Below are 21888 nucleotides of genomic sequence, written 5' to 3' on the forward strand. Positions count from 1 at the left end.
TGCTTTTTGTTACTAAAGTGATTGAAAAGTGTTAGTAAATCCTCGGAACAATCAAGATGATTAATGTCAAAACAAGAGAAGCAATTGACGAGTTTAACATAACAAAAAACTCGACAAATGTTGGTGAGATTTATGATTCTCTAGAAAGATTGCGACCTGACAAACTTAGTTCAAATACCATAGTCCAGCTAGTTAGGTATATAGAAAGTTTTGCAAACAAAAATATAATATCTGCTCAACATTACAATAGCTTTGGAACAGGCGGCGATAAAATTAAGACGATTAATATATCAACAATAGCCTCGATAATTGCTTCTAATTTTCTCAATGTCTACAAAGTTGGAACAAAAGCAGTTACATCTATTTGGGGAAGTTCTGATTTTATCAAATCACTTAAATCAAATCTTTATCAATTTCCGATAGCCATAAGAGATAAAGCCTTCTATCAAGAAGGCTCGGGATATTTTTCGTTAGATGAATTGGGTTATCCGTATTCTAACCCACTGAGAGAGGCTCGGTTAATGATTTACCGAGAAAGTATTCCTGATATCTATAAAATTATATTTCCTGTTTCAAATCTTACTAATTCAAGTGGTCAAGTTAATGGGGTATATTGCAGTAATTATATAGATCATTATATTGATGTATCAATTGCCTTAGAAAGGAATAGCTTGATTGTACACTCGACTCATGAAATTGATGAGATTTTTGCAGGAAGAAACTTAGTAATCCGGATTTTTAATGGAAGATTAGTTAAAAGTGAAGTAAATCTACCAGAACATTATGTTAATGATGATTACTTTGAATTTATGTCAGAATCAGCCGACATAAAGAATCACATCTCAAAGTTTGAAAAAATTCTTAAAGGCGAATGTTCCGAAGACATAAGTTTAACGATTGCTTATAATGTTGCATGTATTCTCAACCTTGAATATCAAGATATTTTATTAGATGAACTTGTAGATCGGGTTTCTACATTTATGAAATCTATTCCGTATGTGCCAGTATGAACAAAACAAATAAAGCACCTATACCTTATAGTTTTTGGGCAGCAATAGTAGGATTCAGCTTATCTATAATTAATGATTTCGGAGATTATATTCCATTTTTAAAAGGTCATGAAATTGACTTAATTCTATTTGTAATTATTGTAATCACTCTTGATCAACTGAACCAAAGGGGTTCACTTGAGGGATTCAAAAGCGAAGTTATTTCAGCAGTTCAAAATATTGACAGTAAGCACCTAGAGCTTAAACAGGAATTAATTTCTGAAATTCGTAATATTGACATCAAAACTTTGGAAGTAATTAGGAATGAGAGAATTGGGATTGTCACTCAAATATCTATTGCAAGGATTTTTGATGATTTTGTTGGTGATGAATATTATGCGTTTAATGCTCCTTTACAGTATGAAAACGAGAACTTGGGGGACAGGCTACAATTTCATGTTAGAAGATATAAAAATGTAAACTTTAAAGTTGCTCATTACTATTACCCAATTTTTTCATGTCCTGATAAGAGGGTTGTCCGAGAATGGATGGCTGGAATTAATGGTTTCTACCAAAATTTGATGGATCATGGTCAACTCACGGAAAATGAGAAAAAAAAGATTATCTTTTATATTCCTACAAAACAATATGATTTCTCTCCAGCTTTAAATATTTCCTACTTTATAGGCAAAAAAAATAGAGGGTTTGAAGCTATTGTTTATATACATAATGAGATTTTCATGGATATTCAAAGAAGGAAGCCCAAAATCATGCTTACAATCTATGACGATAAAGTTATCGAGCTACTGCGTGATCATAGAGCAGATGCAATCACAAGAAATATGCCAAGAATACAAAGGATTATTGGAATTGACGACTTTCTTACATATTTACAAGAGGAACTAGAGAAAATGGCTCTCCTAGACTGATTATAGCAAATTAGCTGTAGGGGCGTTCCCTAATGCAAGTCCTACTACTCCACCGATCGATTTTGGGGAACGCACCTTGCTCATTCATGGAAGTTGATAAGTCTAGGTGATCTAATAATACTAAATGCGTTGGTTCTTCGTTACTTGGTATGGTTCGATAGGGGAGGATAAATCGACTAAATCCTGATCTGGCAAGAGACTTAATTGATTAGTTCGCTCTAGATCAAAAGCAATTGACAAAAATCGCCAAATGCCTTTCTATCTAAGGGTTCCATCCCTTATAATCTCCGTCCATTACATGACACAAACCGAAGAACCAATGGGTTGAGTATAACCTAACTTATAAAGGACAGGCACTCATGGAAAACGACAACTTTTGATCCCATACTAAATCCAGTTATTAAAAACTGATTATCCATTCCTCCTTTTGTCTCTTGTCTATCTTGATATGTAGCCTATGCTCAACGGATTTAGTATCACAACTCAGATAACTGCTGTAGGTAGTGAAAACTCAAATCTGATCACTGTCAGACGAATGTAGCGAAATATACGGAGCGATCAAACCAATTTGTAATATATGTGGCCTATACAATAGGATGATGCGAGCGTCGTCCACACTTGCATCGGGAGGGAACCGTGACGACTTTTCTGGCTTCGCTCAATTTACTGCCTTCTAGTTCTCCCGCTGCCAATTTTCGCACTGGAGAATGGACTTTTCCCACACTCTACTCCACTCTGGCTCCTGCGGCCCTAGCAGATTTGGTTTTTTCTCGTTACGAGATTGATGTACCGAAAAATTGTCAATTTTGGCATCGGGGTTTAAGTGATGTGTATCTCCTCGAAACTCTGACAACTCCCTATATTTTGCGCGTGTCTCACTGCCATTGGCGCAGCAAAATGGAAATCGACTTCGAGTTAGAATTATTAGATTATCTCGATCGCTCTCAGGTTCCCGTCGCCGCGCCAATTCGAAGCAAAAACGGTGATTTATCCCTAGAAATTAATGCTCCGGAAGGGAAACGTTACGCTGTCCTCTTTCCCTATGCTCCGGGGGGGATTGCCATTGGGGATATAGATATAGAACAAGCCTATCATTTAGGGGCGATCGTGGCTAATTTACATCGGGTGACGGCAGATTTTCAACCCCTAGCCTATCGTCATCCCCTCAACCTCAAATATCTTCTCGAGGATTCCCTGCAAATTATCGCACCTTTTCTGCACCAACGACCGAGCGACCTAGACTGTGTTTTAGAAACTATTGGGGAAATAGAGGAAGAAACCGCCAAATTACCGACAGAATCTCCCTATTGGAGCATTTGTTGGGGCGATCCTCATAGTGGTAATGTGCATATCACCCCTGATAATCAGATGACCCTATTTGATTTCGATCAGTGCGGTTATGGTTGGCGAATTTTTGATATCGCTAAATTTCTGCAAGTTTCCCTACAATCCGGTTTAAATCGCCAGGTTCGCCATGGTTTTATCCAAGGTTATGATCAAACAGTGCCTTTAACTGAGGGTGAATTATCTTGTCTTCAGTATCTCACCCAAGCGGCTTATATTTGGTCTTGGTCAATTAGCTTAAATAACCTGCGTTTAACTGATTATAGTCGTCTCTGTGCTAATTATTTTAGTAGCCGTTTGGCCATTCTCAAACGTTTAAGAACCCAAGAATGGGAATTATTTTAAAGCAGCTTCGATGCTGCTGGTGATCAAATTGCGTGGGAACAGGGTGTGGCGTTTTACCCGTGTTTAGAAGGTTTTTAGATTTATTCAGTCAGTCCTAACTAACCAAGATCAACTTTCTTGCTGGTCAATGGCCAAACGAGGGATCGATCACTGTATGCTGGTAAGTATAGATAATCACTAGGTAAAGACTTTCTTCTCCATCTGCCAAAAGTGAAGCAGGCTTTACCGCTTTTGAATAGTCTCTCACAGCCTCACAGACAGATGGTATTATGTCCAGAAGAAAGAAGAAGTTTCCCTGTGGTCACAAGGGTTATGGCCAAGTCTGCCATCATTGCGCTCAACTAGATGCCGCTTGGGAAGAAAGAAAACGTCAAAAAAATGCTTGGGAAGCCACTTTTTCCCAAGATCCGATCGATTTGCGGGAATTACCGAAAAATGTCGTACTTAAAGCTAGGGAAATCCTGCAAGGATTGCAAGATCACCGCAATTATCGAGATTTCCATGGTAAACGATTGCGACACGATCGCTTTATTATCAGTATCCCCGTTACTCGCAATTATCGCCTCATCTGTCGCGACCACGGCAATCTCCTCGTCCCAGAAGCGGTGATCTCTCACGAAGATTATAATGTTTGTAAACCGGGTAGGTGAAGCTAATCTTTAGTTTGCTTGGGAAGATTTATCCCTGTTTATAGCTTCCCAATCTGGCAGCCAATTTTGATCGAGAATCTCCTCGAGATTAGCTAACACTTCCACAGGGAAAATACTGGCATCTAATCTGGTTTCGTCAATCATCAGATTGCGAGCATCGAGATAACATTTTGCTAAAATTTCCCTTAAATAGGACTTTAAGCTGGGACTATCTTCTAAAATATCAGCAATTTGTAGGCGAAAATTCCTGATTTCTTTTTTCCATCCCGCTTGGTTGTAATCTCGTTGGGATTGCCAGTAGGTTAACTTCAGTAAATGTTCTAGGAGTCGAGTTAAGAGACTCTTAAGCGCTCGTCGATTATTTTTTCCCAAATCTGTCAACTCCTCTAATAAATTCTGCCAATCTACCGATTGAAAATCCCCTTGACGCAATTGGTTGATAGTCTTTTCTAACCAAAGTTGATAATCCCTATCATAGAGATTTAAAATAGTAATATTCATGATTTTTTACTCCTTAATTTCACTGTTCAGAATCCTTGCTGATAGCTTCCCAATCTGGCAGCCAATTTTGATCGAGAATCTCCTCTAGATTAGCTAACACTTCCACAGGGAAAATACTGGCATCTAATTGGGTGATATCAATAATTATCTCCCGAGCATCGCTGTAACATTCCTCAAGTATCTCGGATAAATAGGGTTTGAGACTGGGACTATCTCTCAGTAATTTCTTGATTTGTTTCCGAAAGGTTCTAATTTCCCCTTTCCATGCTGCTTGATTATAATCCCGTTGGGATTGCCAGTAAGTTAACTTCAGTAAATGTTCTAAAAGTCGAGTTAATAAACTTTCTACTGATCGTCGTTCACTTTTCCCAAAATCTGCCAACTCCTCTAATAAATTCTGCCAATCTACCGCTTGAAAATCTCCCCGACGCAATTGGTTGATAGTGTTTTCTAACCAAAGTTGATAATCGCTATCGTAGAGATTTAAAATAGTAATATTCATGATTTTTTACTTCTTAATTTCACTGTTCAGAATCCTTGCTAATAGCTTCCCAATCTGGCAGCCAATTTTGATCGAGAATCTCCTCTAGATTAGCTAACACTTCCACAGGGAAAATACTGGCATCTAACTCGGTTTCGTCAATAAGTAGATTGCGAGCATCGAGATAACATTCCTGCAAAATTTCCCTTAAATAGGACTTTAAACTGGGACTATCTTTAAGAATTTTTTTGATCTGAATCCGAAAATTGCGAATTTCTTTTTTCCATCCCGCCTGATTATAATCCCGTTGGGATTGCCAGTAAGTTAACTTCAGTAAATGCTCTAAAAGTCGAGTTAATAAACTTTCTAATGCTCGTCGTTCACTTTTTCCCAAATCTGCCAACTCCTCTAATAAATTCTGCCAATCTACCGATTGAAAATCTCCCCGACGCAATTGGTTGATAGTCTTTTCTAACCAAAGTTGATAATCGCTATCGTAGAGATTTAAAATGGTAATATTCATCATTTTAAAAATGGGGAAAAATCAGGAGTTAAGCTGCTGGTGTCCAAAGTATAGAAGAAATTTGGCTCTTCTAGGTTCTGTGTGATAAGTTTAACTTACATTATGATCGGTCTTTGTGTCCTTTGTGTCTTTGTGGTTCGTTCCACGCCCCCGCTAGGAGGAATGTATCTTAGAGTACATTTTACCCACCAAATCCAAGAGAGCCAAAAAACCGCCAAAAAGAGTGATAATAAACCTAGCTATTCCCAGAGTAACAAGGAAAGCCCGATGGTGAAAACAGTCATAGGTGTGGATTTAGGTGGAACCGCTATTAAAATTGGTAAATTTGACCAGGAGGGCAATTGTCTCGAATCTCTCACTTTACCCACTCCCCAACCCGCTACACCCAAAGAAGTCGCCAGTACCATACATCAAGGCATTTGTCAAGTAAATTTAGATAAAAGTTGTCAAGCCATCGGTGTGGGAACACCTGGTCCTGCGGATGCTCAGGGGAGAATTGCCAAAATAGCGATTAATTTGGCAGGATGGCGGGATATTCCTTTGGCCGATTGGTTAGAGGAAAGCACGGGAATGCCGACAATTTTAGCCAATGATGCCAATTGTGCCGGTTTAGGGGAAGCTTGGTTAGGAGCGGGCAAACGCTTTCAAAACTTGATCCTGTTAACCTTGGGGACGGGAGTAGGAGGGGCAATTATCCTCGATGGTAACTTATTTGTGGGCAGTAAGGGAACAGCCGCAGAATTAGGCTTAATAACCCTCAATTTTGACGGTCCATTGTGCAATAGCGGTAATCAGGGTTCCTTGGAACAATACGCTTCCCTACAAGCTATTCGCCGGATGACCGGCAAAGAACCGAAGCAATTGGCAGAATTGGCCGAAAAAGGCGATCGAGAGGCTTTAGAATTCTGGCAGGGTTACGGTTGTTTACTAGGGGCTGGTATCGCCAGTTTACTCTATGTTCTCACCCCAGAGGCGGTAATTATCGGCGGCGGTATTAGCGCCAGTGCTAAGTTTTTCTTTCCGGCTCTCCTCACAGAAATCGAAAGACGGGTTTTACTTAGTTCCAGAGAAGGATTGGAGGTATTAACGGCTGAGTTAGGTAATCGCGCCGGGATGGTGGGGGCTGCTAAATTAGCTTGGCAATTAGTGGACTTGCGCGGGGAGTCTATTTATTATGGGGGGATCTGACTAAAATCGTCTGACTTGAAAGAGGGTGTAGGGTGTGGATTGTAGGGAAAGAAATCTTTTTTATCTGTGGGGGTGAAAAATTTTTCCTCAGGACTGACTTAATCGTGAATAATTAAGTGGCGATCACAATCGATGCTCACCGCTCCTTGGCGCTGAAATTCCCCTAACAAACGCGTCACCGTTACCCTCGTCGTACCGATAGCATTGGCGAGATTTTGATGGGTTAAACGGATCTTTAAACGACTGCCTTGGGCGATTGGTTCCCCCATTTCCCGCTTTAATAACTGTAGTAACTGCTGAAGACGTTCCTCCACTCGTTTGAGTCCTGCGATCGCAAGGAGCGATTCCGTTTGTTGTTGACGACGGATCATTTGATTTAACATCATCCGGGTTAATTCCGCCGAATTTTCTACCTCGGAGATCGTGTACCACTTTAGGTACAGTTCCGACAAGGCTCTGGCGTGATAGGATTCTAGATGGGTCAAATTTAAGCCGAAAAAGTGGGATGAATGAACCCAACCTAGTAAAATTTCTTCTCCACTCTCAGATACTTGACTTAGTTGCGCCATCCCCCGATAAACTTGCCAGACTCCATCAACCACCAGAGGGATATTTTCCCCGCGATCGTAAAAGTGGAGCCGACGACTCTCGCTATAGTCTTCTCGGAAGGGTGAGACGCTGGGATTATAGGTCAGCAACATGATCAAAGTTCTCCTGGATGGGGGGCTAACAATTTTAACCCCACTTTACTGTATCAAGGTAAACATTAGGTAATCTCCAGATTAACATTGATTAGTTTTTTAGCCGTCAGCTTTGAATCAGTGATCATAAGTAGTAGTGCAAAATTAATTTCCTAGTAAAGATAGGCAAAAGGCAAGAGGCAAAAGGCAAGAGGGGGTTAGATATGTGTAATTAATTTTGCTTAGGTACTTATTCAGAGGGGGGTTACGCACCCTAAAAAGAAAGGTTCTTCGGTTTGTGTTATGCAATGCACGGAGATTATAAGGGATGGAACCCTTATATAGAAAAGCATTTAGCGATTTTTGTCAATTATTTTTGATCTAGAGCGAACTAATCAATTAAATCCCTTGCCAGATAAGGATTTAGTCGATTTATGCCACCCTATCGAACCATAACAAGTAACGAAGAGCCAAAAGAAAAAGAGAAACTAGGGGTAAACCCTGATATTCTACCGCTTCTCAAACTACCACTACTATCAAATCACTACCAATTATTATACTAAATCCGTTGAGTACAGGCTAGTTATGAGGAGAGGCAAAAGGCAAGAGGCAAAAGGCAAAGGGGAATAAATAATCAGTTTTTAATAACCAGATTTAGTATTAGATATAACTTTTAAGTTAATTCGTTAGTTATCCTCATCTTTCATCCCCACTTACTGATAACTGTTTACTCTTGACCGCTGAATGCTTCCCCATCGAAGTCAAACATCTTTAAAAATGTTAAAAAAGCGGGGTAATTGTTCTCCATTACCCCAACGGAACAAATGAATAATTAATCAGGTAATTTATACTGTTCCACAATCTTTTTAGCATATTCAGGAACATGAGCCGCTAATTTTTCAGGATAATTACGTTTAACATAAAGGTAATTACGGGTAAAGTGAGAATCAATGGAAAAGCGAGCGTACTCTAGTCCTTTAGGTCCGATTTTTTCAATTACTACTCCCATCATTTTTGCCGCCCACATCGGCAAGGTTACACCTTTATCATAGGCAGGAATGCTATTTTGTACAGCCTGTTTTCTATCACCACTAGACATAACATCTTGAGTATCTAATTGGTCTTTAACTAACTCTAACATTTCCTTGCCTGTATCATTACGAACTACAATCCATTGCCAGCCAAAAGGTGCGCCCATATAGCCCACAACTAAATCAGCAAGGGAGTTAACGTAATCAAAACAAGTCATACAGGAAGGGGCAAAAACATCTTTTAATTTATTAGTTTTTAAGCCAAAAAAGGGAACCATTTCGATCGAGCCGTCCTCGTGTTTAAAGTGTACCCGAAAATCTTGCATAAATTCGTAATGCACCACGGTTTCCGGGGAACGACTGGTAGTTTCTAGAAACTTTTGCAGTCCTGAGCGGGTAACATTATCGACGCAGGGAGTCCCTAAGACATATAACTTTTCTAAACCTAATTTTTTTTCTACTGCTCTTAGGGCTTGAATTTGACAACCAACTCCGATAACTAATAACCGTTTCATGCCCGATTTTTCAATTTCTTCTAGGACTGATAAATTGGGAGAAAGAGTCGGTTTATTAACTTTAGCGGCCAGAATTTCTTCCGTGGTACGGGCGAGAATCGGCTGCGGTTGAAAGCGATCCTCGGTGGTATTCTGCACACAAACTACCCCTTCTACTAAACCACGATTGAGCATTTCACAAGCAATTGTACTGACGATTCCCGTCCATTGCGCCCCTGGAATAACTTGTTTTTTCTTGGCAGCCATCATCTCTTGATGCACACCAAAATAGAGATCATTTTCCTGATTTAAGTCGCGACTTTTGCCGTGTGCTTCTGCTTCTAAATCGGTGATTTGTTGATTGAGAAAAGCACAAGCTTCTTTAACATAGTGAATATAATAAGTGTCACAAAGTCCGCACTCGCTACACAATTCCTTCGCAGGACGACGACTATTAGACTTGAGGGCTTTGGCTTTGAGGTGTGGCGCAAGGGAGTTCATAATCTTAAAAGGCAACTAGGTCAAGGTTTTTTTTCTATCGATCGTTTACCTTACCGCATTAGATCGCTTTGTTACCAATCTTTTTAAAGAAATGTAACGATTACCCAGATTAGGATCAGAGCAAAGCTTCTAAGGTGGCGATGACGGAAGCTGCTAAAGTTTCTAAATCATAACCGCCTTCTAAGCCGAAAAGCAGCGGTTTATTGAGAGTTAAGAGGTATTTGGTTAAAATTCCATAATCCTGTGGGTGTAAACAAACTCCCGCCAGAGGATCCGCTTGATTGGCATCATATCCAGCACTAACAATCACTAAATCCGGTTGAAAATTTTTCAGAAAAGGCATGACTTGCCCCTCAAAATGTTCTTGATAATCCTTAATCGTACTTCCCGCCGGTAAGGGAATATTCAAAACATTATTAAACTCACCTTTTTCTCTTGCTTCTCCCGTGCCGGGATAAAAGGGGAATTGATGGAGGGAACAATAGGCAATCTGGGGATGATTTTCGACTATATCCTGGGTGCCATTGCCGTGATGTACGTCCCAATCAAGAATCGCTACTTTTTGCACTCTTTTGTTTTCTAAAGCATAATAGGCCGCAATAGCAGCATTAGAAAACAGACAGAAACCCATGCCATAGTTAGAAGTAGCATGATGTCCAGGAGGACGGGCTAAAATAAAGGCAGGATTGCCAGTAGATAAGACTCGATCGACTCCATCTAACCAGCCACTAATCGCTAGTAACGCCACATCGTAACTACGGGCAGAAACGGGAGTATCTGCATCCAATCTTCCCCCACCCCGTTGACAAATTCGCCGCAATCTCTCAACATAATCTTGATTATGAACTTGTTTAATCAAAGTGATCACTTCGTCGCGAATTTCGAGCGGTGTCGGTAAATACCATGTTAATTTTGACTGCCATTCTGTTTGTTTTAAAGCCTCGACAATTGCCGTTAAACGCGCCGCTTTTTCGGGATGGTAAATACCTGTATCGTGATCGAGAAATTCATCGGAATAGATAATCGAGATCATAATCAAATTACTACTTAACTCGTTGATTTTTGAACAACCCAATGGTTTTAATCTATCAGAAAAACAGGGGCTTGAGGAGCTATAGTGAAAAAACTTTACTGATTAGGCCACTTTTGCCAGATGATGCAATTATCTCCCTCTAAGGTGACAGGAAGCAAAAATGCTGGCAAATTTTCGGAAATTTCAACTAGAAGTTAATGGCATTACTATCAATGGTGTCAAAGGTGGGCGCGGTTTTCCGCTGCTTTTGCTCCATGGTTATCCCCAAACCCATCAAATGTGGCATAAAATCGCCCCCCGATTAGCAGCCAATTTTACGGTGATCGCCACGGATCTGCGCGGCTACGGAGATAGCGATAAACCCTTACCCCTAGAAGATTCTAGCAATTACTGCAAGCGAGTTATGGCTCTAGATCAGGTGTTGCTGATGGAAAAATTGGGTTATCAGGAGTTTTATCTGATCGGTCACGACCGAGGAGCGCGAGTTTCCCACCGTCTCGCTCTTGATTTTCCAGAAAAGGTTAAAAAACTCGTTTTACTCGATATAGCACCGACGCTGGCGATGTACGAGGCTACTGATCAAACTTTTGCCACTGCCTACTATCATTGGTTTTTCTTGATTCAGCCTTCCCCTTTTCCCGAAACCCTGATCGCCGTTAATCCCGATTATTATCTGCAACATTGCTTGCAAAGTTGGGGGCGAGATTTTAGCGCTTTTACAGAGGAAGCTTTGGGGGAATATCAGCGTTGTTTTCGAGATTTAAGCACGATAACCGCCACCTGTGCCGATTATCGGGCCGCCGCTACCATCGATTTAGAGCATGATCGTCAGGATTTAGACCAGAAAATTTCCTCTCCCCTCTTGGTTCTTTGGGGAAAAAAAGGTTTCATTGCACGTCAATACGATGTGATCGCTCTTTGGCAGCAGCGAGCTAATCAAGTCACAGGACAGGCGATCGCCAGTGGTCATTTTTTACCGGAAGAAGCACCAGAAGAGACGGGACAGGCGATCGAGGAGTTTCTTTGCTAAGTAGGGTCTGCTGAAAAAGTTTTTCGTGGGTGTAGGGTTTTACCGATTTTGAGGGAGTCAATTATCTAAAATTCAGGTAAAAAGTACCTAAATTTTACCCCCGATCACTCCAATGTTTGGCACTTTTTGAGAAAAAAAAGTCTAAAAGTCTTATCCAACAAGGTTTTTAGATTTATTCAGCAAACCCCACTTATTAAAGGCAGATCCGCCTACACAATTGCTTAGTTAGCTGACCTACAAATTTCTTGATTCTTGTCAGTAAGAATCGCTAATTTTTTGCTGTTTTGACTACGTTGAACCAAGTTCTACAGAGACGAAATTTCGCCTCTGTTAGCCGCACCAATAGCCGATTGAATCCCTAATAATTTTCTTGCGGATTTGTGGTGGGAGGATTTTCTTGGTAGGAAAAGCTGTTACCAAACTCGAATTCCTGTCCGTAGGCCTCCTCTCCGTGTTGAGGCACATCTAACCCTTCTGCTTCCGTATTCGGTTTAACCCGCAGATCCATAAATAAACCGAGAACTTTCAGAATCACAAAAGTACCGACGGCAGCAAAGATATAAGTAGCAGCAACGCCAACAAATTGCGTCCAGACTAAGCCGGGGTTGCCAAATAGTAAACCGTTATTACCGAGAGAATTAACCTCTTTTGTGGCAAAAACCCCCGTAAGGATCGCCCCTATTGTCCCACCCACACCATGGACGGGATAGGTGTCCAAAGAATCATCAAAGCGCAATTTTGCCCGGAGACTAACCGCAAAAAAACAACTAAGGGCAGTGATCGAACCAATCAGAATCGCACCGATGGGTAGAACAAAACCGGCAGCGGGAGTAATACCCACTAATCCCCCCAAAAATCCACTAGCAATACCGATCGCTGTCGGTTTACCCCGTAAAATCCATTCTATCAGCATCCATGTCAAACCCCCAGCCGAAGCGGCGATCGTGGTATTAACAAAGGCCGTCGTAGCTAGGGAACTAGAGGAAAGCGCGCTACCCCCATTAAAACCAAACCAACCGAACCAGAGTAAACCGATACCGAGGAGAACAAACGGCACATTATGGGGTGCATAGGTTTGAGTTCCAAAACTACGCCGCGGACCGATTACCCAAGCGGCCACCAGTGCGGAAATCCCAGAACTAATGTGAACAACAGTTCCACCGGCGAAATCCAGCGCCCCAGTGGCTGCTAACCAACCCTTACCCCAAACCCAGTGAGCTAGGGGAGAATAGATAAAGGTGGACCAAAGCAGTAAAAACCAAAAATAGGCTTTAAAGTTAACCCGTTCCACGATCGCACCCGAAATTAAAGCCGGGGTGATGATGGCGAACATCATCTGATAGACCATAAACACTTGATGGGGAACGGTGGGTGCATAACCGATATTGTCAGGTGTGGCGGCGGTGACACCGTTGAGAAAAATCCAATCTAGTCCCCCGATAAAAGCTTCAATTCCCTCGCCAAAACCACTTTTACCCGGGGTGACATCGAAAGCGAGACTATAACCCCAAAGCACCCAAGTTACACCGATGACGCCCATGGCCACCAAACTCATCATCATGGTGTTGAGGACGTTACGCGAACGCACTAAACCCCCATAAAAAAAAGCCAGTCCGGGGGTCATTAATAAAACTAAAGCCGACGAGATCAGCATCCAAGCGGTATCTCCAGCACTAATCGGATTGGGGGGAGCGGCGGCGATGGTTTCCGCAAAAACTGGGGCAACTCCGCAATTGAATCCCAGTGCCAGCAAAAGTACGATTATTCCTACGATCTTTTTCATTGACGGTTGCTGCCTAGTAGCAAGATTAATTTTTTCTGTCCGGAAAGAGACAAAAAACCGAAAGAGAAAAGGTTTAGAAGCCAATTATAGCCACCGATCGCATCGGGGCGAGGCCTTCTTCCTTTTCTCTTTAACTTTGTCGGGGATCTAATTAATCTATCTTTACAAGGTTTACCCTAACGACTGCTAGGCGTTTCCATGTCAACACTGGAAGCATAATGGCCGCCAGTAACGATATCGGACTCCTTGACGAAACCGCTATAGGCTTCCATTCCGTGTTCGCCTATATCCAAACCTTCCATTTCTTCTTCGGGAGTAACACGAATACCGAGGGTAGCCTTAAGGATTGTCCAAACAATACCACTGACAATCAGGGTAAATGCCCCTACTGCCACAATTCCGATAATTTGGTTAATAAACAGTTGGAATTGACCGGTGATTAAACCCGCATCTTTGTTGAAGATACCGACGGCTAAAGTTCCAAACACACCACAGACGAGGTGAACGGAAGTCGCACCCACGGGGTCATCAATTTTCAGGTTATCGAAGAAAGCCACCGAGTAAACCACGACCACACCGGCAATTAAACCGATGATTGCCGCCGACCAATAGGATACACCATCACAACCGGCAGTAACGGCTACTAAACCGGCCAGAATACCGTTAATAATCATCGAAAGGTCGGGTTTACCATCTTTCGCCCAAGCGGTAAAGGTAGCGGCAATGCCACCCGCAGCCCCGGCGAGGTTAGTGGTGACAGCGATATAGGGTACAGTTTCATTAACCGCTAAAGTAGAACCGGGGTTAAAACCAAACCAGCCAATCCAGAGAATTAAACAACCCAAGGTCGCAATACTCATGTTATGGCCGGGTAAGGCATTGGTGCGACCGTTGATGTATTTACCCATTCTCGGGCCGAGAATAGCCGCCCCCGTTAAGGCAGACCAACCACCGACCGAGTGAACCACCGTCGAACCGGCGAAGTCTTTAAAACCAAGGTCGGCTAACCAACCGCCGCCCCAAACCCAGTGACCGGTGATCGGGTACATGATACCGACGATAATTAAGCTAAAAACAAGGAAATCGGTGAATTTAATCCGTTCTGCCACCGCCCCAGATACAATGGTTGCCGCCGTTCCCGCGAAAGCGACTTGGAAGAGGAAAAACACCGAGGTGGGCAAAGAGGCAGGCATAACGTAGCTGGCGGGATCGCTACTGCTGAGAAACCATCCTCCTGTACCGAAAAATTCGTTACTGACAGACCCAAACATCAGGGAGAAACCGATCGCCCAAAATGATATGGTGGAGAGGGCGAAAACGATCAGGTTTTTGGCGAGAACGTTAACGGCGTTTTTCTGGCGACAGAATCCCGTTTCTAGCATCGCAAAACCCGCGTTCATAAAGATCACGAGGATAGCGGCAATTAAAACCCAGATTGTATTGAGGGCGTTTTGGACATCTTCGGGGGTTAGGGGTTTCGCATCTTGGGCCTGTACGGCTGTATTCCAAACCACGAAAATAATCGCGGACAAAGGAACACAGGCTAACCAGACAGGGTTAATTTTCGGTAATAAACCGACAAATTCCCCAGATTTTCGAGCAATTCGTTTCATCGTTAATTCGTTTACTTTGTTGAGTTAGTAGGTCGATTCATTACTGTTGAAAATAATCACCGAGCAATTATGTCCGTTCAACCGCTAAATCCTAGGAACAGGGGTCAATCATTTCAGAAGACCAAACACCTAGGGATTTATCTTGATGTGTGAGTAGTCAATGTTTTTCGATCTTTGTTTTTTTGATTTGAGATTTCTGTATTCTTTGATACATTTCATTTTAAAATAATAATAGTATAGAAGTGACCAATAATTAGGGCTTGCTGAATAATGGTAAAACCCTTTTAAAATAAGGCTTTTGACCTGTTACAGTCCGATGTTAGTGCCAGAAAATCGGATTGGGACTTTCAACAACCTTGCATTATTCTTTTTATAGTACATGGCTTGGTACAAAAAACAAGGGCAACAGAGCCTGAAACGACCGGCTACTGATGACCGACTCCTACCCCCGGGAAAAACTTTTTCAGCAGACCCTAATTAAGTTATTCAGCTTTTTAGCTATCGGTTGTCAGTATTCAGGCTTCGACGGTGAGACTTCGGGGTGAGCTTTTGTCGAACGCTGGCTCTCCCCGGTTTGGTAGGTAAAATGTATTCTAAGATACAGTCTTACGGGCGAGTGAGTGGAACGAACCACAGAGATACAAAGGGAGCATCTCACTTACGCGATGAGTAATTATACTTAGCCTAAAAGCCACTCTTAATCGTGTCTTGGAACGAAATAGAGGCTTTTAAAGACCGCGTACATGGAGAATTAAAACAAGAATTACCCTCGAAAAGCCTATTTTTCTACTAAGTATTTATGCTTATTGCAAAGGTGAGATGCTCCCGATACAAAGGACACAAAGATCGATCAATCATAATGTAAGTTAAACTGGTCGCAACGCGCTCGCTACGCGAGATCACACAGAACCTAGAAGAGCCTATTTTTTACCCTCAAACAGTGAAAGAAACTAAACTTTTAGGATTGTATAATATGAATTTTCCCTCACCTGCGCCGACACCCTTTCAAGTTGCTTTAGAGCGTTACCAGAATGCTCTAAATTATTTAGATACTTCTCAGAAGAAATTTCTGAAAAAAGAACAGGCTTTAGAAATTATTACCGCCAGAGATGCTCTTCAGAAACAAATAGAAGTCGAGGCAGAAATTTCGGTTGATATGTGGTCAAAATTAATCGAACAAGATAGTAGATTAAAACAGAAAAGTTACAAAGTAAATCAGGTTCTTGATTTAGCTGAATATCGGGAGACTTTACCTATTTCTGCTCAAGCTTGGTGGTGGCATTTAGAAAGCAGGGAATCTCTGCATCCTTGCAATCGCTTTGATTGGCTATGGAGAATCGGTAAACTGGTTTTATTAGGGGTTAATTTTACATTAATCGGAACGATTGCTACTCGGTTTCTTAGTGGGGGTTCAGGTTTGCTAGAAATAGGAGGTGTTATTTTTTCGACTTTCATTTCTTTATTACAAACTGAAAATGCTCTCACACGGACGCGCCAGAAGGGTTTTGTTAAGTTAATGAAATTTCTTGGGATTGCTGAACATTGGTATGAAGAAATACAGTTTTCTGTAACAGTAATAGTTTTTGCTTTTCTCTTGGGAATTTATCTAAATTTCTCTTGGTTTTCTGAGTTTTATAAGCAAGAAGGAAGCCATTTACAATCTCCTCCGCCAGCAAGTCAAGAACTTCCTAATTTAGCCTCAGCCGAAGAGAAGTATTTAAAAGCAATTGAGTTAGATCCAGATAATTTAGATGCTCATTATAAGTTGGCAACACTTTATGAAGAGTTACAGGATTTGACTAATGGGAAGAAACACTATTTAATTGCGGCAAAAGGTGGTTTTATAGATGCTTATAATAATCTTGCTTATTGGTATCTGCGCGAGAATAAGAATGCAGAAGCGGTAGAGTTACTGGAAAAAGCTAAGAGATTATTAGCAGAAAAAGATGAAAAGTTAGACCAATTTACTGAAGAGGAGAAACGCAATTTAGCAGTACAAAAATATAGTATTTATAAAAATCTAGGCTGGGCCAGATTTAAGCAAAATCGCAGTGAAGATGCAGTTCCTAATCTTTTAGTCGCTATTAGTATCGCTGAAAATCCAGCTTATCAGAAATTTATCCGCAATCCCGGTGCTGCTTTTTGTATTTATGCTCAACTTTTAGAAAAAGAAGACAAGAAATCATCTCAGGAAAATTGGCGTAAATGTCTTAATTTAGCTCAAGGGAGGGAAATTAATACGGAGGAGGAGCAATGGTTATATGAAGCGAGAAAAAAATTAAAGTGAAGTAAAGTTTAGTGACTATTCTCTGAGTAATGCGCTAAATCCTTCTTGCTGAAAATGCTTATCAAAGGTTAATATTTCAGAGATTTCCAGTTGTCTCATAATCTGCATGGAAGCACAATCAGTTAAGCTATAACCTTTATCTAATCGTCTTTGATAAAAATCAAAAGCCTGCTCAAATTGTTCACTGGTTTGGGGAATGATTTCTATACTAGAATCGTTTTTCAAATCGTTGGTTAAGTTAATAGCAGATTGGCGTAGATAATCTCCTCTTCCTGACAATGCGTTAAGTAATTCTGTCAAAATCATTTCGCTAGTAATTCCTGTAAATTTTCCTAGTCTTACTGTCATTAGTGTGGCAAGTTCATGGAGATTGTCTCTATAATCAGCGAGTGCTTGCAAATAGGATGTATCTAAGAAAATTTTTCTCATTCTTCCTCATCTTCTCTTGGTGCGCCGTACATATAGTGTTCAAAATTACGCGCAAAGTCTGTAGGTAAGTGTTTTCGCCATTCTGACTGGGGAACAAGTGCGCCAATTTCTGCAATTCTTTGCCAAAAAGGTTTTTTGCGGAATTCGGGATCAGCTTGAAGTTGAGCGAATTTTGCTTGTAATTCAGCTATTGTCGGAAGTTCCTCTATTGTCGGAATTTCTTCTGTGCGAGTGGGATTGTTTGGGGGATTCATAATCATTTAGTGGGATTGGTTTACTACATATATTATAACTTTGAATTGACGTTAGTTCTGTGTTTGTTATTCTTCCTCATCTTCTCTCGGTGCGCCGTACATATAATGTTCCGCGTTGCGCGCAAAGTCTGTAGGTAAGTGTTTTCGCCATTCTGATTGGGGAACAACGTTACCAATCTCAACAATTCTTTGCCAAAAAGGTTTTTTGCGAAATTCTGGGTCATTTTCTAGTGCATCCCATTTAGCATCGAGTTCTTCCATTAAATTGTCTGATTCTGCGTTAGATTGAGGGTTTTGTTTGTCCATACTTGATAAAAAGTGATAGTTTGTTTTTATCATAGCATTTTCGAGTTGGAGCGAGGTACGGAGATTATCGAGGGTAATTAACCACAGAGACACAAAGAACACAGAGATTATTCACCGATTTTATAATTTATACTGATGATGGCAAGAGAGCCGAATGTTTAACTGAAAGCTTGACATTGTTTTATGTGGCGTGTTTTATTTGCCTTTGATCCTCATCGACAAGCAATTTTACTTGTTGGGGGGAACAAGTCAGGTAACAAAAGATGGTACAAAGAAAATATTCCTATAGCAGATCAACGTTATCAAAAATATCTGGAAAAACTTAAGGAAGAAAAGTCATGAAAGAATATACCAACTTCTCGGAAGAATTTAATAAACTTTGTGGAGAACGACAAGCAATTATTAAAGCAAGAGCTTCCCAAATTTATCTGGAGGAACTTACGCTTAAGTATTTGCAGGAAAAACTAGGTTTATCTTTATCAGAATTGGCAAAGTATCTTGAAGTACAGCAATCAATAGTACCTAAACTTAAACAAGAGCAAAATCTAGAGCTAAATACACTGCGCAAAGTAGTTAACGCCTTAGGTGGAACTGTCGAAATTATTGTTAAAATTCCCAACAAAGAACCTATAATTATTGGTGACTATTCAGAAACGAAGTGTAATTAACCACAGAGACACAGAGGACAGGGAGATTATTTGCCAATGTTATAATTTGTACTCAATAATAAAGGTGTTCGCTTTTGGAACACAATATTTAAGATGGAATTAACGGGAAGACTCCATGAACGCTATAAAGCAAAAATCTTAAATTGGTAAAAATCTAATCCGAAAAATACGATCTGTTACTGACACAATTGCTCCCGTCTTTAATGCTTTTGTACAATCTCGTAAAACTATAGTTAAACGCTGATTAATTAGATTGTAGTTTTCATTGCCTAAACGGAATAGGATGACACTTGGTAAATTATCACCACTAATAGCGAGAAGTTGAGAAAAATCTAGATCGACAGTTAAAATTATCCGCTTTTCTCTTTTTGCTTTGGCAAGAATTTCCTGATCAGATAAAGTTTGTAAGCCTTCATCTCGAAGATGAACGACATCATAACCTTGTTCTCTTAACCATGAGACTGTACGCAGAGAAATCCCCATATCGGCTAGAAACTCTATCTCCATTACTCGATTAATTCAAAATGATGAACTTGTTCTCTGGCTAACCAAGAAGCATATAATAAACATTGGTGAATATCTTCTCTTTCTAGGTCAGGGTATTCCTCTAATATTTCCTCTATCGGCTTTTCGTTAGCAAGTAGATTAAGAATTAAAGAAACAGGAATACGCATTCCTCGAATACAGGCTTGACCTGCCATAATTTTGGAGTTAAAAGTAATTCGGTCTAATTGTTTTAAGGTCATATAGTTTCCAGAAATATGAAGATGATACCTGTGGTAATTTTATTATAGCTAATTCTATAGTTGCGAGTGGAAGTGGGAAATTACTCCTTCTGTGAGGGTGCAAAGCTTGTCTCCAACCCCATAGGGAAGATTAGGGAATGGTGAGGTTTTAAGTTGTAGTAGTATAGTATAACAAGTTAGACGAGAAAACGGTTTTTTTAAAAAAACCCGTTTTCTGAAATCGCACCGGATTATGACTAAAGTTCAACAACGAACCTAATTAAAGCCAAACCCCAATTGATTCAACCCATGAATAAATTTCTCAAAATCTTTACCCCCATTTCCCTGATATTAATTACAGTAGGATTTCCGGCGGCGACTTTTAGCAACACTGTTGGAGTTAACACGATTTTTCAGGTAAAAGGGAAAGTTACCGTTAAAAAACCACAATGGAAAAAACCCCTTCCTGCTTCTGTCGGACTTACCCTCAGTTTTGATGATAAGTTAGAAGTGGCAGCTAACGCTTCCGTTAAGGTTTATTGTAGTAATCTCAAGCAGTGGATGGTTAAACCGGGAAAGTATATTGTTTCTAATGGCTGTCCTCGGGGAAATCCTGTGATTTCACTTCCCAATAGTAATAATACAACCCTCCACAGGAGATAAAGAGAAAGTTTTAGCAAAATTACCTTATCTAATTACTCCCCGTCAAACGAATATTCTCACCAATCGTCCTCCACTGCGGTGGAATGCTGTTCCGGGTGCAACTAATTATACTATCAAAATAGATGGGGTTAATTGGGAAACGCAGACAAATAAAACTGAAATAGTCTATCCTGGTGAACCTCCTCTGGAAGCAGGAAGGCGATATCGAGTAACCATAGAAGCTGATAATGGTGCGTCTTCTAGACGTGATGATGAAAACGTCGGGTTTACAGTATTAGATGAACAGACGAAGAAAACGGTTTTAGATGCTGTTAAAGCTGTTCAACAGCAGCAATTATCCCCGGAGGAAGCAGGGTTAGTTTTAGCGCATCTCTATCGAGGTTATGGGTTGTATGGGGATGCGGTTGAGGTATTAGAAGGATTGGTTAAGCAAAATAGTCGGGTTGCTACGGTTTATCAACTGTTAGGGGATACTTACCTTAAGATGGGTTTGCCTCAGTTGGCAAAAAAACCTTATGAAAAAGCGTTAAAACTGGCAACAAATACGCAGAATTTGTCAGTGCAAGCGGAGATACAAGCGGGTTTAGGAATAGCTTATCGTCTCTTGGGAAATAAGGATGAGGCGATACAGTGGTTAACTAAGGCGAAGGGGACTTATAATCAGTTAGGGGATACTTTGCAGGTTCAGGAATTGGATAAAATAATTAATGACATTTTAAGGAGGGAGTAAGGATGGAAGTTATAGCACTCCCGTAGGGGCGAAGCATTCGGGCAATAACCTATCGCTGAAACCGTAGATTTCTTATCCGAATGCTTCGCCCCTACAACTTATTTGAAATTACTATAAATTATGGATGATGACTACTACTTTTGTACGGAGGTAATTACACAATGGATAAAGATAAACTCATAAAATATCGTCAAGCAGTGCAAAATTTGTTAAGTCGCTATGTAGCAGAAGATGTTACCGGTGAAGACGTAGAAGTACAATTAATATTTGATGTGGAACGGGATCATTATCAGTGGATGAATGTAGGATGGGAAGGTTTAAAACGAGTTTACCGCTCGATTGTTCATTTTGATATTCGTGATAATAAGATTTGGCTACAACAAAATTTAACGGAATTGAATCCAGCAGAGGATTTAATTTCAATGGGTGTTAAGAGGGAGGATATTGTTTTGGGACTGCAACCACCTTATAAACGGCCTTATACTAATTATGGTACTTAAAACAAATTCTCCTTGTCCCCTTGTTCCAAGGCAAAGCCTTGGAACACAATATCTAAGGCTCTGCCTTAAAGTAATGTTATAACTGTGGTGAGGTTGTTTTTAGTAGTGAAACGGCAGAAAAAATCAGAATTTTACTACAGCGAAAGGCTCAACCCGACAAATCTATTCAAGTTGATGTTTTTGCCTATCAATAAACTCTAGGGATAAAAAA

The 21888-nt window shown here is 40.6% G+C and carries 23 protein-coding genes and 2 pseudogenes; 12 read left to right on the forward strand and 13 right to left on the reverse strand.

What is annotated here, in order from left to right:
- Nucleotides 1-56: 56 nt before the first annotated feature.
- The 4 genes from ACE3JL_RS12030 (at nt 57) to ACE3JL_RS12045 (ending at nt 4257) form a co-directional block, all read left to right on the forward strand.
- A complete protein-coding gene (locus ACE3JL_RS12030; RefSeq protein WP_271972326.1) occupies nt 57-1010 on the forward strand; it encodes a hypothetical protein in 954 nt (317 codons plus the stop codon).
- On the forward strand, nt 1007-1918 hold the full coding sequence (locus ACE3JL_RS12035) for a hypothetical protein (protein ID WP_287169336.1): 912 nt from the start codon (nt 1007-1009) through the stop codon (nt 1916-1918). The genes ACE3JL_RS12030 and ACE3JL_RS12035 overlap by 4 nt, the downstream gene beginning before the upstream one ends.
- A 636-nt stretch (nt 1919-2554) precedes the next feature.
- On the forward strand, nt 2555-3607 hold the full coding sequence (locus tag ACE3JL_RS12040) for a phosphotransferase enzyme family protein (RefSeq protein ID WP_375327578.1): 1053 nt from the start codon (nt 2555-2557) through the stop codon (nt 3605-3607).
- 269 nt (nt 3608-3876) lie between these two features.
- On the forward strand, nt 3877-4257 hold the full coding sequence (locus tag ACE3JL_RS12045; protein WP_002735921.1) for a hypothetical protein: 381 nt from the start codon (nt 3877-3879) through the stop codon (nt 4255-4257).
- Between the two features lie 9 nt (nt 4258-4266).
- Here ACE3JL_RS12045 and ACE3JL_RS12050 read toward each other — a convergent pair whose 3' ends face one another.
- The 3 genes from ACE3JL_RS12050 to ACE3JL_RS12060 are packed head-to-tail and all read right to left on the reverse strand — an operon-like array spanning nt 4267 to nt 5765.
- The gene (locus tag ACE3JL_RS12050; RefSeq protein WP_271990156.1) at nt 4267-4758 is read right to left on the reverse strand and encodes a DUF29 domain-containing protein; all 492 of its coding nucleotides are present in this window, start codon (nt 4756-4758) and stop codon (nt 4267-4269) included.
- A 19-nt stretch (nt 4759-4777) separates the two neighbouring features.
- A complete protein-coding gene (locus ACE3JL_RS12055) occupies nt 4778-5260 on the reverse strand; it encodes a DUF29 domain-containing protein (RefSeq protein WP_271990153.1) in 483 nt (160 codons plus the stop codon).
- Between the two features lie 19 nt (nt 5261-5279).
- The gene (locus tag ACE3JL_RS12060; RefSeq protein WP_375327579.1) at nt 5280-5765 is read right to left on the reverse strand and encodes a DUF29 domain-containing protein; all 486 of its coding nucleotides are present in this window, start codon (nt 5763-5765) and stop codon (nt 5280-5282) included.
- Between the two features lie 264 nt (nt 5766-6029).
- Between ACE3JL_RS12060 and ACE3JL_RS12065 the strand changes: the two genes are divergently transcribed.
- Nucleotides 6030-6950, forward strand: coding sequence for an ROK family protein (locus ACE3JL_RS12065; RefSeq protein ID WP_271990183.1), 921 nt, complete (start codon nt 6030-6032; stop codon nt 6948-6950).
- Nucleotides 6951-7048: 98 nt separating this feature from the next.
- Here the strand turns inward: ACE3JL_RS12065 and ACE3JL_RS12070 are convergent, their stop codons facing one another.
- From ACE3JL_RS12070 to ACE3JL_RS12080, 3 genes are all read right to left on the reverse strand, one after another.
- Nucleotides 7049-7651: a Crp/Fnr family transcriptional regulator gene (locus tag ACE3JL_RS12070; protein WP_150975854.1), complete on the reverse strand. Its 603-nt coding sequence runs from the start codon at nt 7649-7651 to the stop codon at nt 7049-7051.
- 811 nt (nt 7652-8462) lie between these two features.
- Entirely contained in the window at nt 8463-9656 is a 1194-nt protein-coding gene (locus tag ACE3JL_RS12075) for a Coenzyme F420 hydrogenase/dehydrogenase, beta subunit C-terminal domain (protein WP_271988610.1), read from the reverse strand.
- 115 nt (nt 9657-9771) lie between these two features.
- On the reverse strand, nt 9772-10689 hold the full coding sequence (locus ACE3JL_RS12080; RefSeq protein WP_271988611.1) for a histone deacetylase: 918 nt from the start codon (nt 10687-10689) through the stop codon (nt 9772-9774).
- A 160-nt stretch (nt 10690-10849) separates the two neighbouring features.
- Here ACE3JL_RS12080 and ACE3JL_RS12085 point away from each other — a divergent pair, with 160 nt between their 5' ends.
- Nucleotides 10850-11719 carry an alpha/beta fold hydrolase gene (locus ACE3JL_RS12085; protein WP_271988613.1) on the forward strand — a complete coding sequence of 290 codons (870 nt, stop codon included), beginning with the start codon at nt 10850-10852 and terminating at the stop codon, nt 11717-11719.
- Between the two features lie 358 nt (nt 11720-12077).
- Here the strand turns inward: ACE3JL_RS12085 and ACE3JL_RS12090 are convergent, their stop codons facing one another.
- Together ACE3JL_RS12090 and ACE3JL_RS12095 are read right to left on the reverse strand one after the other, a co-directional pair.
- Complete coding sequence (locus ACE3JL_RS12090) at nt 12078-13502, reverse strand: ammonium transporter (protein WP_375327580.1); 1425 nt, start codon at nt 13500-13502, stop codon at nt 12078-12080.
- Nucleotides 13503-13678: 176 nt separating this feature from the next.
- Nucleotides 13679-15115, reverse strand: coding sequence for an ammonium transporter (locus ACE3JL_RS12095; protein WP_375327581.1), 1437 nt, complete (start codon nt 15113-15115; stop codon nt 13679-13681).
- A gap of 973 nt (nt 15116-16088) precedes the next feature.
- Here ACE3JL_RS12095 and ACE3JL_RS12100 point away from each other — a divergent pair.
- The gene (locus ACE3JL_RS12100; RefSeq protein WP_375329609.1) at nt 16089-17402 is read left to right on the forward strand and encodes a tetratricopeptide repeat protein; all 1314 of its coding nucleotides are present in this window, start codon (nt 16089-16091) and stop codon (nt 17400-17402) included.
- 15 nt (nt 17403-17417) lie between these two features.
- Here the strand turns inward: ACE3JL_RS12100 and ACE3JL_RS12105 are convergent, their stop codons facing one another.
- The 3 genes from ACE3JL_RS12105 to ACE3JL_RS12115 are packed head-to-tail and all read right to left on the reverse strand — an operon-like array spanning nt 17418 to nt 18391.
- Nucleotides 17418-17831 carry a type II toxin-antitoxin system VapC family toxin gene (locus ACE3JL_RS12105; protein WP_052276320.1) on the reverse strand — a complete coding sequence of 138 codons (414 nt, stop codon included), beginning with the start codon at nt 17829-17831 and terminating at the stop codon, nt 17418-17420.
- A complete protein-coding gene (locus tag ACE3JL_RS12110) occupies nt 17828-18091 on the reverse strand; it encodes a hypothetical protein (protein WP_002766985.1) in 264 nt (87 codons plus the stop codon). The genes ACE3JL_RS12105 and ACE3JL_RS12110 overlap by 4 nt, the downstream gene beginning before the upstream one ends.
- Before the next feature lie 60 nt (nt 18092-18151).
- Nucleotides 18152-18391 (reverse strand): hypothetical protein, encoded by a 240-nt coding sequence (locus tag ACE3JL_RS12115; protein ID WP_052276321.1) that lies wholly within the window; start codon nt 18389-18391, stop codon nt 18152-18154.
- Nucleotides 18392-18574: 183 nt separating this feature from the next.
- Here ACE3JL_RS12115 and ACE3JL_RS12120 point away from each other — a divergent pair, with 183 nt between their 5' ends.
- Together ACE3JL_RS12120 and ACE3JL_RS12125 are read left to right on the forward strand one after the other, a co-directional pair.
- Nucleotides 18575-18733 carry a type II toxin-antitoxin system RelE/ParE family toxin gene (locus ACE3JL_RS12120; protein WP_004157212.1) on the forward strand — a complete coding sequence of 53 codons (159 nt, stop codon included), beginning with the start codon at nt 18575-18577 and terminating at the stop codon, nt 18731-18733.
- Nucleotides 18730-19059, forward strand: a complete 330-nt coding sequence (locus ACE3JL_RS12125; RefSeq protein WP_375327582.1) for a transcriptional regulator — start codon at nt 18730-18732, stop codon at nt 19057-19059. The genes ACE3JL_RS12120 and ACE3JL_RS12125 overlap by 4 nt, the downstream gene beginning before the upstream one ends.
- Nucleotides 19060-19197: 138 nt before the next feature.
- Here ACE3JL_RS12125 and ACE3JL_RS12130 read toward each other — a convergent pair whose 3' ends face one another.
- Both ACE3JL_RS12130 and ACE3JL_RS12135 read right to left on the reverse strand, forming a co-directional pair.
- On the reverse strand, nt 19198-19566 hold the full coding sequence (locus ACE3JL_RS12130; protein WP_375327583.1) for a DUF5615 family PIN-like protein: 369 nt from the start codon (nt 19564-19566) through the stop codon (nt 19198-19200).
- On the reverse strand, nt 19566-19805 hold the full coding sequence (locus ACE3JL_RS12135) for a DUF433 domain-containing protein (protein ID WP_002736820.1): 240 nt from the start codon (nt 19803-19805) through the stop codon (nt 19566-19568). Before ACE3JL_RS12135 ends, ACE3JL_RS12130 begins: the two co-directional genes overlap by 1 nt.
- A 288-nt stretch (nt 19806-20093) precedes the next feature.
- Between ACE3JL_RS12135 and ACE3JL_RS12140 the strand changes: the two are divergent.
- The 3 genes and pseudogenes from ACE3JL_RS12140 to ACE3JL_RS12150 all read left to right on the forward strand — a co-directional run.
- Nucleotides 20094-21177 (forward strand): annotated as a pseudogene (locus ACE3JL_RS12140) (tetratricopeptide repeat protein).
- 161 nt (nt 21178-21338) lie between these two features.
- Nucleotides 21339-21677, forward strand: coding sequence for a XisI protein (locus ACE3JL_RS12145; protein WP_002735894.1), 339 nt, complete (start codon nt 21339-21341; stop codon nt 21675-21677).
- Between the two features lie 74 nt (nt 21678-21751).
- Nucleotides 21752-21871, forward strand: a pseudogene (locus ACE3JL_RS12150) (YgiT-type zinc finger domain-containing protein); the annotation flags it as partial.
- Nucleotides 21872-21888: the final 17 nt, after the last annotated feature.

The sequence above is a fragment of the Microcystis sp. BLCC-F210 genome, from assembly GCF_042134685.1.
GTDB lineage: Bacteria > Cyanobacteriota > Cyanobacteriia > Cyanobacteriales > Microcystaceae > Microcystis > Microcystis aeruginosa_D.

What these genes read in the sequence shown, in the direction of transcription:
- ACE3JL_RS12030 (WP_271972326.1), top strand. Translation starts at nt 57, where the DNA reads ATGATTAATGTCAAAACAAGAGAAGCAATTGACGAGTTTAACATAACA.
- ACE3JL_RS12035 (WP_287169336.1), top strand. Translation starts at nt 1,007, where the DNA reads ATGAACAAAACAAATAAAGCACCTATACCTTATAGTTTTTGGGCAGCA.
- ACE3JL_RS12045 (WP_002735921.1), top strand. Translation starts at nt 3,877, where the DNA reads ATGTCCAGAAGAAAGAAGAAGTTTCCCTGTGGTCACAAGGGTTATGGC.
- ACE3JL_RS12050 (WP_271990156.1), bottom strand. Translation starts at nt 4,758, where the DNA reads ATGAATATTACTATTTTAAATCTCTATGATAGGGATTATCAACTTTGG.
- ACE3JL_RS12055 (WP_271990153.1), bottom strand. Translation starts at nt 5,260, where the DNA reads ATGAATATTACTATTTTAAATCTCTACGATAGCGATTATCAACTTTGG.
- ACE3JL_RS12060 (WP_375327579.1), bottom strand. Translation starts at nt 5,765, where the DNA reads ATGATGAATATTACCATTTTAAATCTCTACGATAGCGATTATCAACTT.
- ACE3JL_RS12065 (WP_271990183.1), top strand. Translation starts at nt 6,030, where the DNA reads ATGGTGAAAACAGTCATAGGTGTGGATTTAGGTGGAACCGCTATTAAA.
- ACE3JL_RS12070 (WP_150975854.1), bottom strand. Translation starts at nt 7,651, where the DNA reads ATGTTGCTGACCTATAATCCCAGCGTCTCACCCTTCCGAGAAGACTAT.
- ACE3JL_RS12075 (WP_271988610.1), bottom strand. Translation starts at nt 9,656, where the DNA reads ATGAACTCCCTTGCGCCACACCTCAAAGCCAAAGCCCTCAAGTCTAAT.
- ACE3JL_RS12080 (WP_271988611.1), bottom strand. Translation starts at nt 10,689, where the DNA reads ATGATCTCGATTATCTATTCCGATGAATTTCTCGATCACGATACAGGT.
- ACE3JL_RS12085 (WP_271988613.1), top strand. Translation starts at nt 10,850, where the DNA reads ATGCTGGCAAATTTTCGGAAATTTCAACTAGAAGTTAATGGCATTACT.
- ACE3JL_RS12090 (WP_375327580.1), bottom strand. Translation starts at nt 13,502, where the DNA reads ATGAAAAAGATCGTAGGAATAATCGTACTTTTGCTGGCACTGGGATTC.
- ACE3JL_RS12095 (WP_375327581.1), bottom strand. Translation starts at nt 15,115, where the DNA reads ATGAAACGAATTGCTCGAAAATCTGGGGAATTTGTCGGTTTATTACCG.
- ACE3JL_RS12100 (WP_375329609.1), top strand. Translation starts at nt 16,089, where the DNA reads ATGAATTTTCCCTCACCTGCGCCGACACCCTTTCAAGTTGCTTTAGAG.
- ACE3JL_RS12105 (WP_052276320.1), bottom strand. Translation starts at nt 17,831, where the DNA reads ATGAGAAAAATTTTCTTAGATACATCCTATTTGCAAGCACTCGCTGAT.
- ACE3JL_RS12110 (WP_002766985.1), bottom strand. Translation starts at nt 18,091, where the DNA reads ATGATTATGAATCCCCCAAACAATCCCACTCGCACAGAAGAAATTCCG.
- ACE3JL_RS12115 (WP_052276321.1), bottom strand. Translation starts at nt 18,391, where the DNA reads ATGGACAAACAAAACCCTCAATCTAACGCAGAATCAGACAATTTAATG.
- ACE3JL_RS12120 (WP_004157212.1), top strand. Translation starts at nt 18,575, where the DNA reads ATGTGGCGTGTTTTATTTGCCTTTGATCCTCATCGACAAGCAATTTTA.
- ACE3JL_RS12125 (WP_375327582.1), top strand. Translation starts at nt 18,730, where the DNA reads ATGAAAGAATATACCAACTTCTCGGAAGAATTTAATAAACTTTGTGGA.
- ACE3JL_RS12130 (WP_375327583.1), bottom strand. Translation starts at nt 19,566, where the DNA reads ATGGAGATAGAGTTTCTAGCCGATATGGGGATTTCTCTGCGTACAGTC.
- ACE3JL_RS12135 (WP_002736820.1), bottom strand. Translation starts at nt 19,805, where the DNA reads ATGACCTTAAAACAATTAGACCGAATTACTTTTAACTCCAAAATTATG.
- ACE3JL_RS12145 (WP_002735894.1), top strand. Translation starts at nt 21,339, where the DNA reads ATGGATAAAGATAAACTCATAAAATATCGTCAAGCAGTGCAAAATTTG.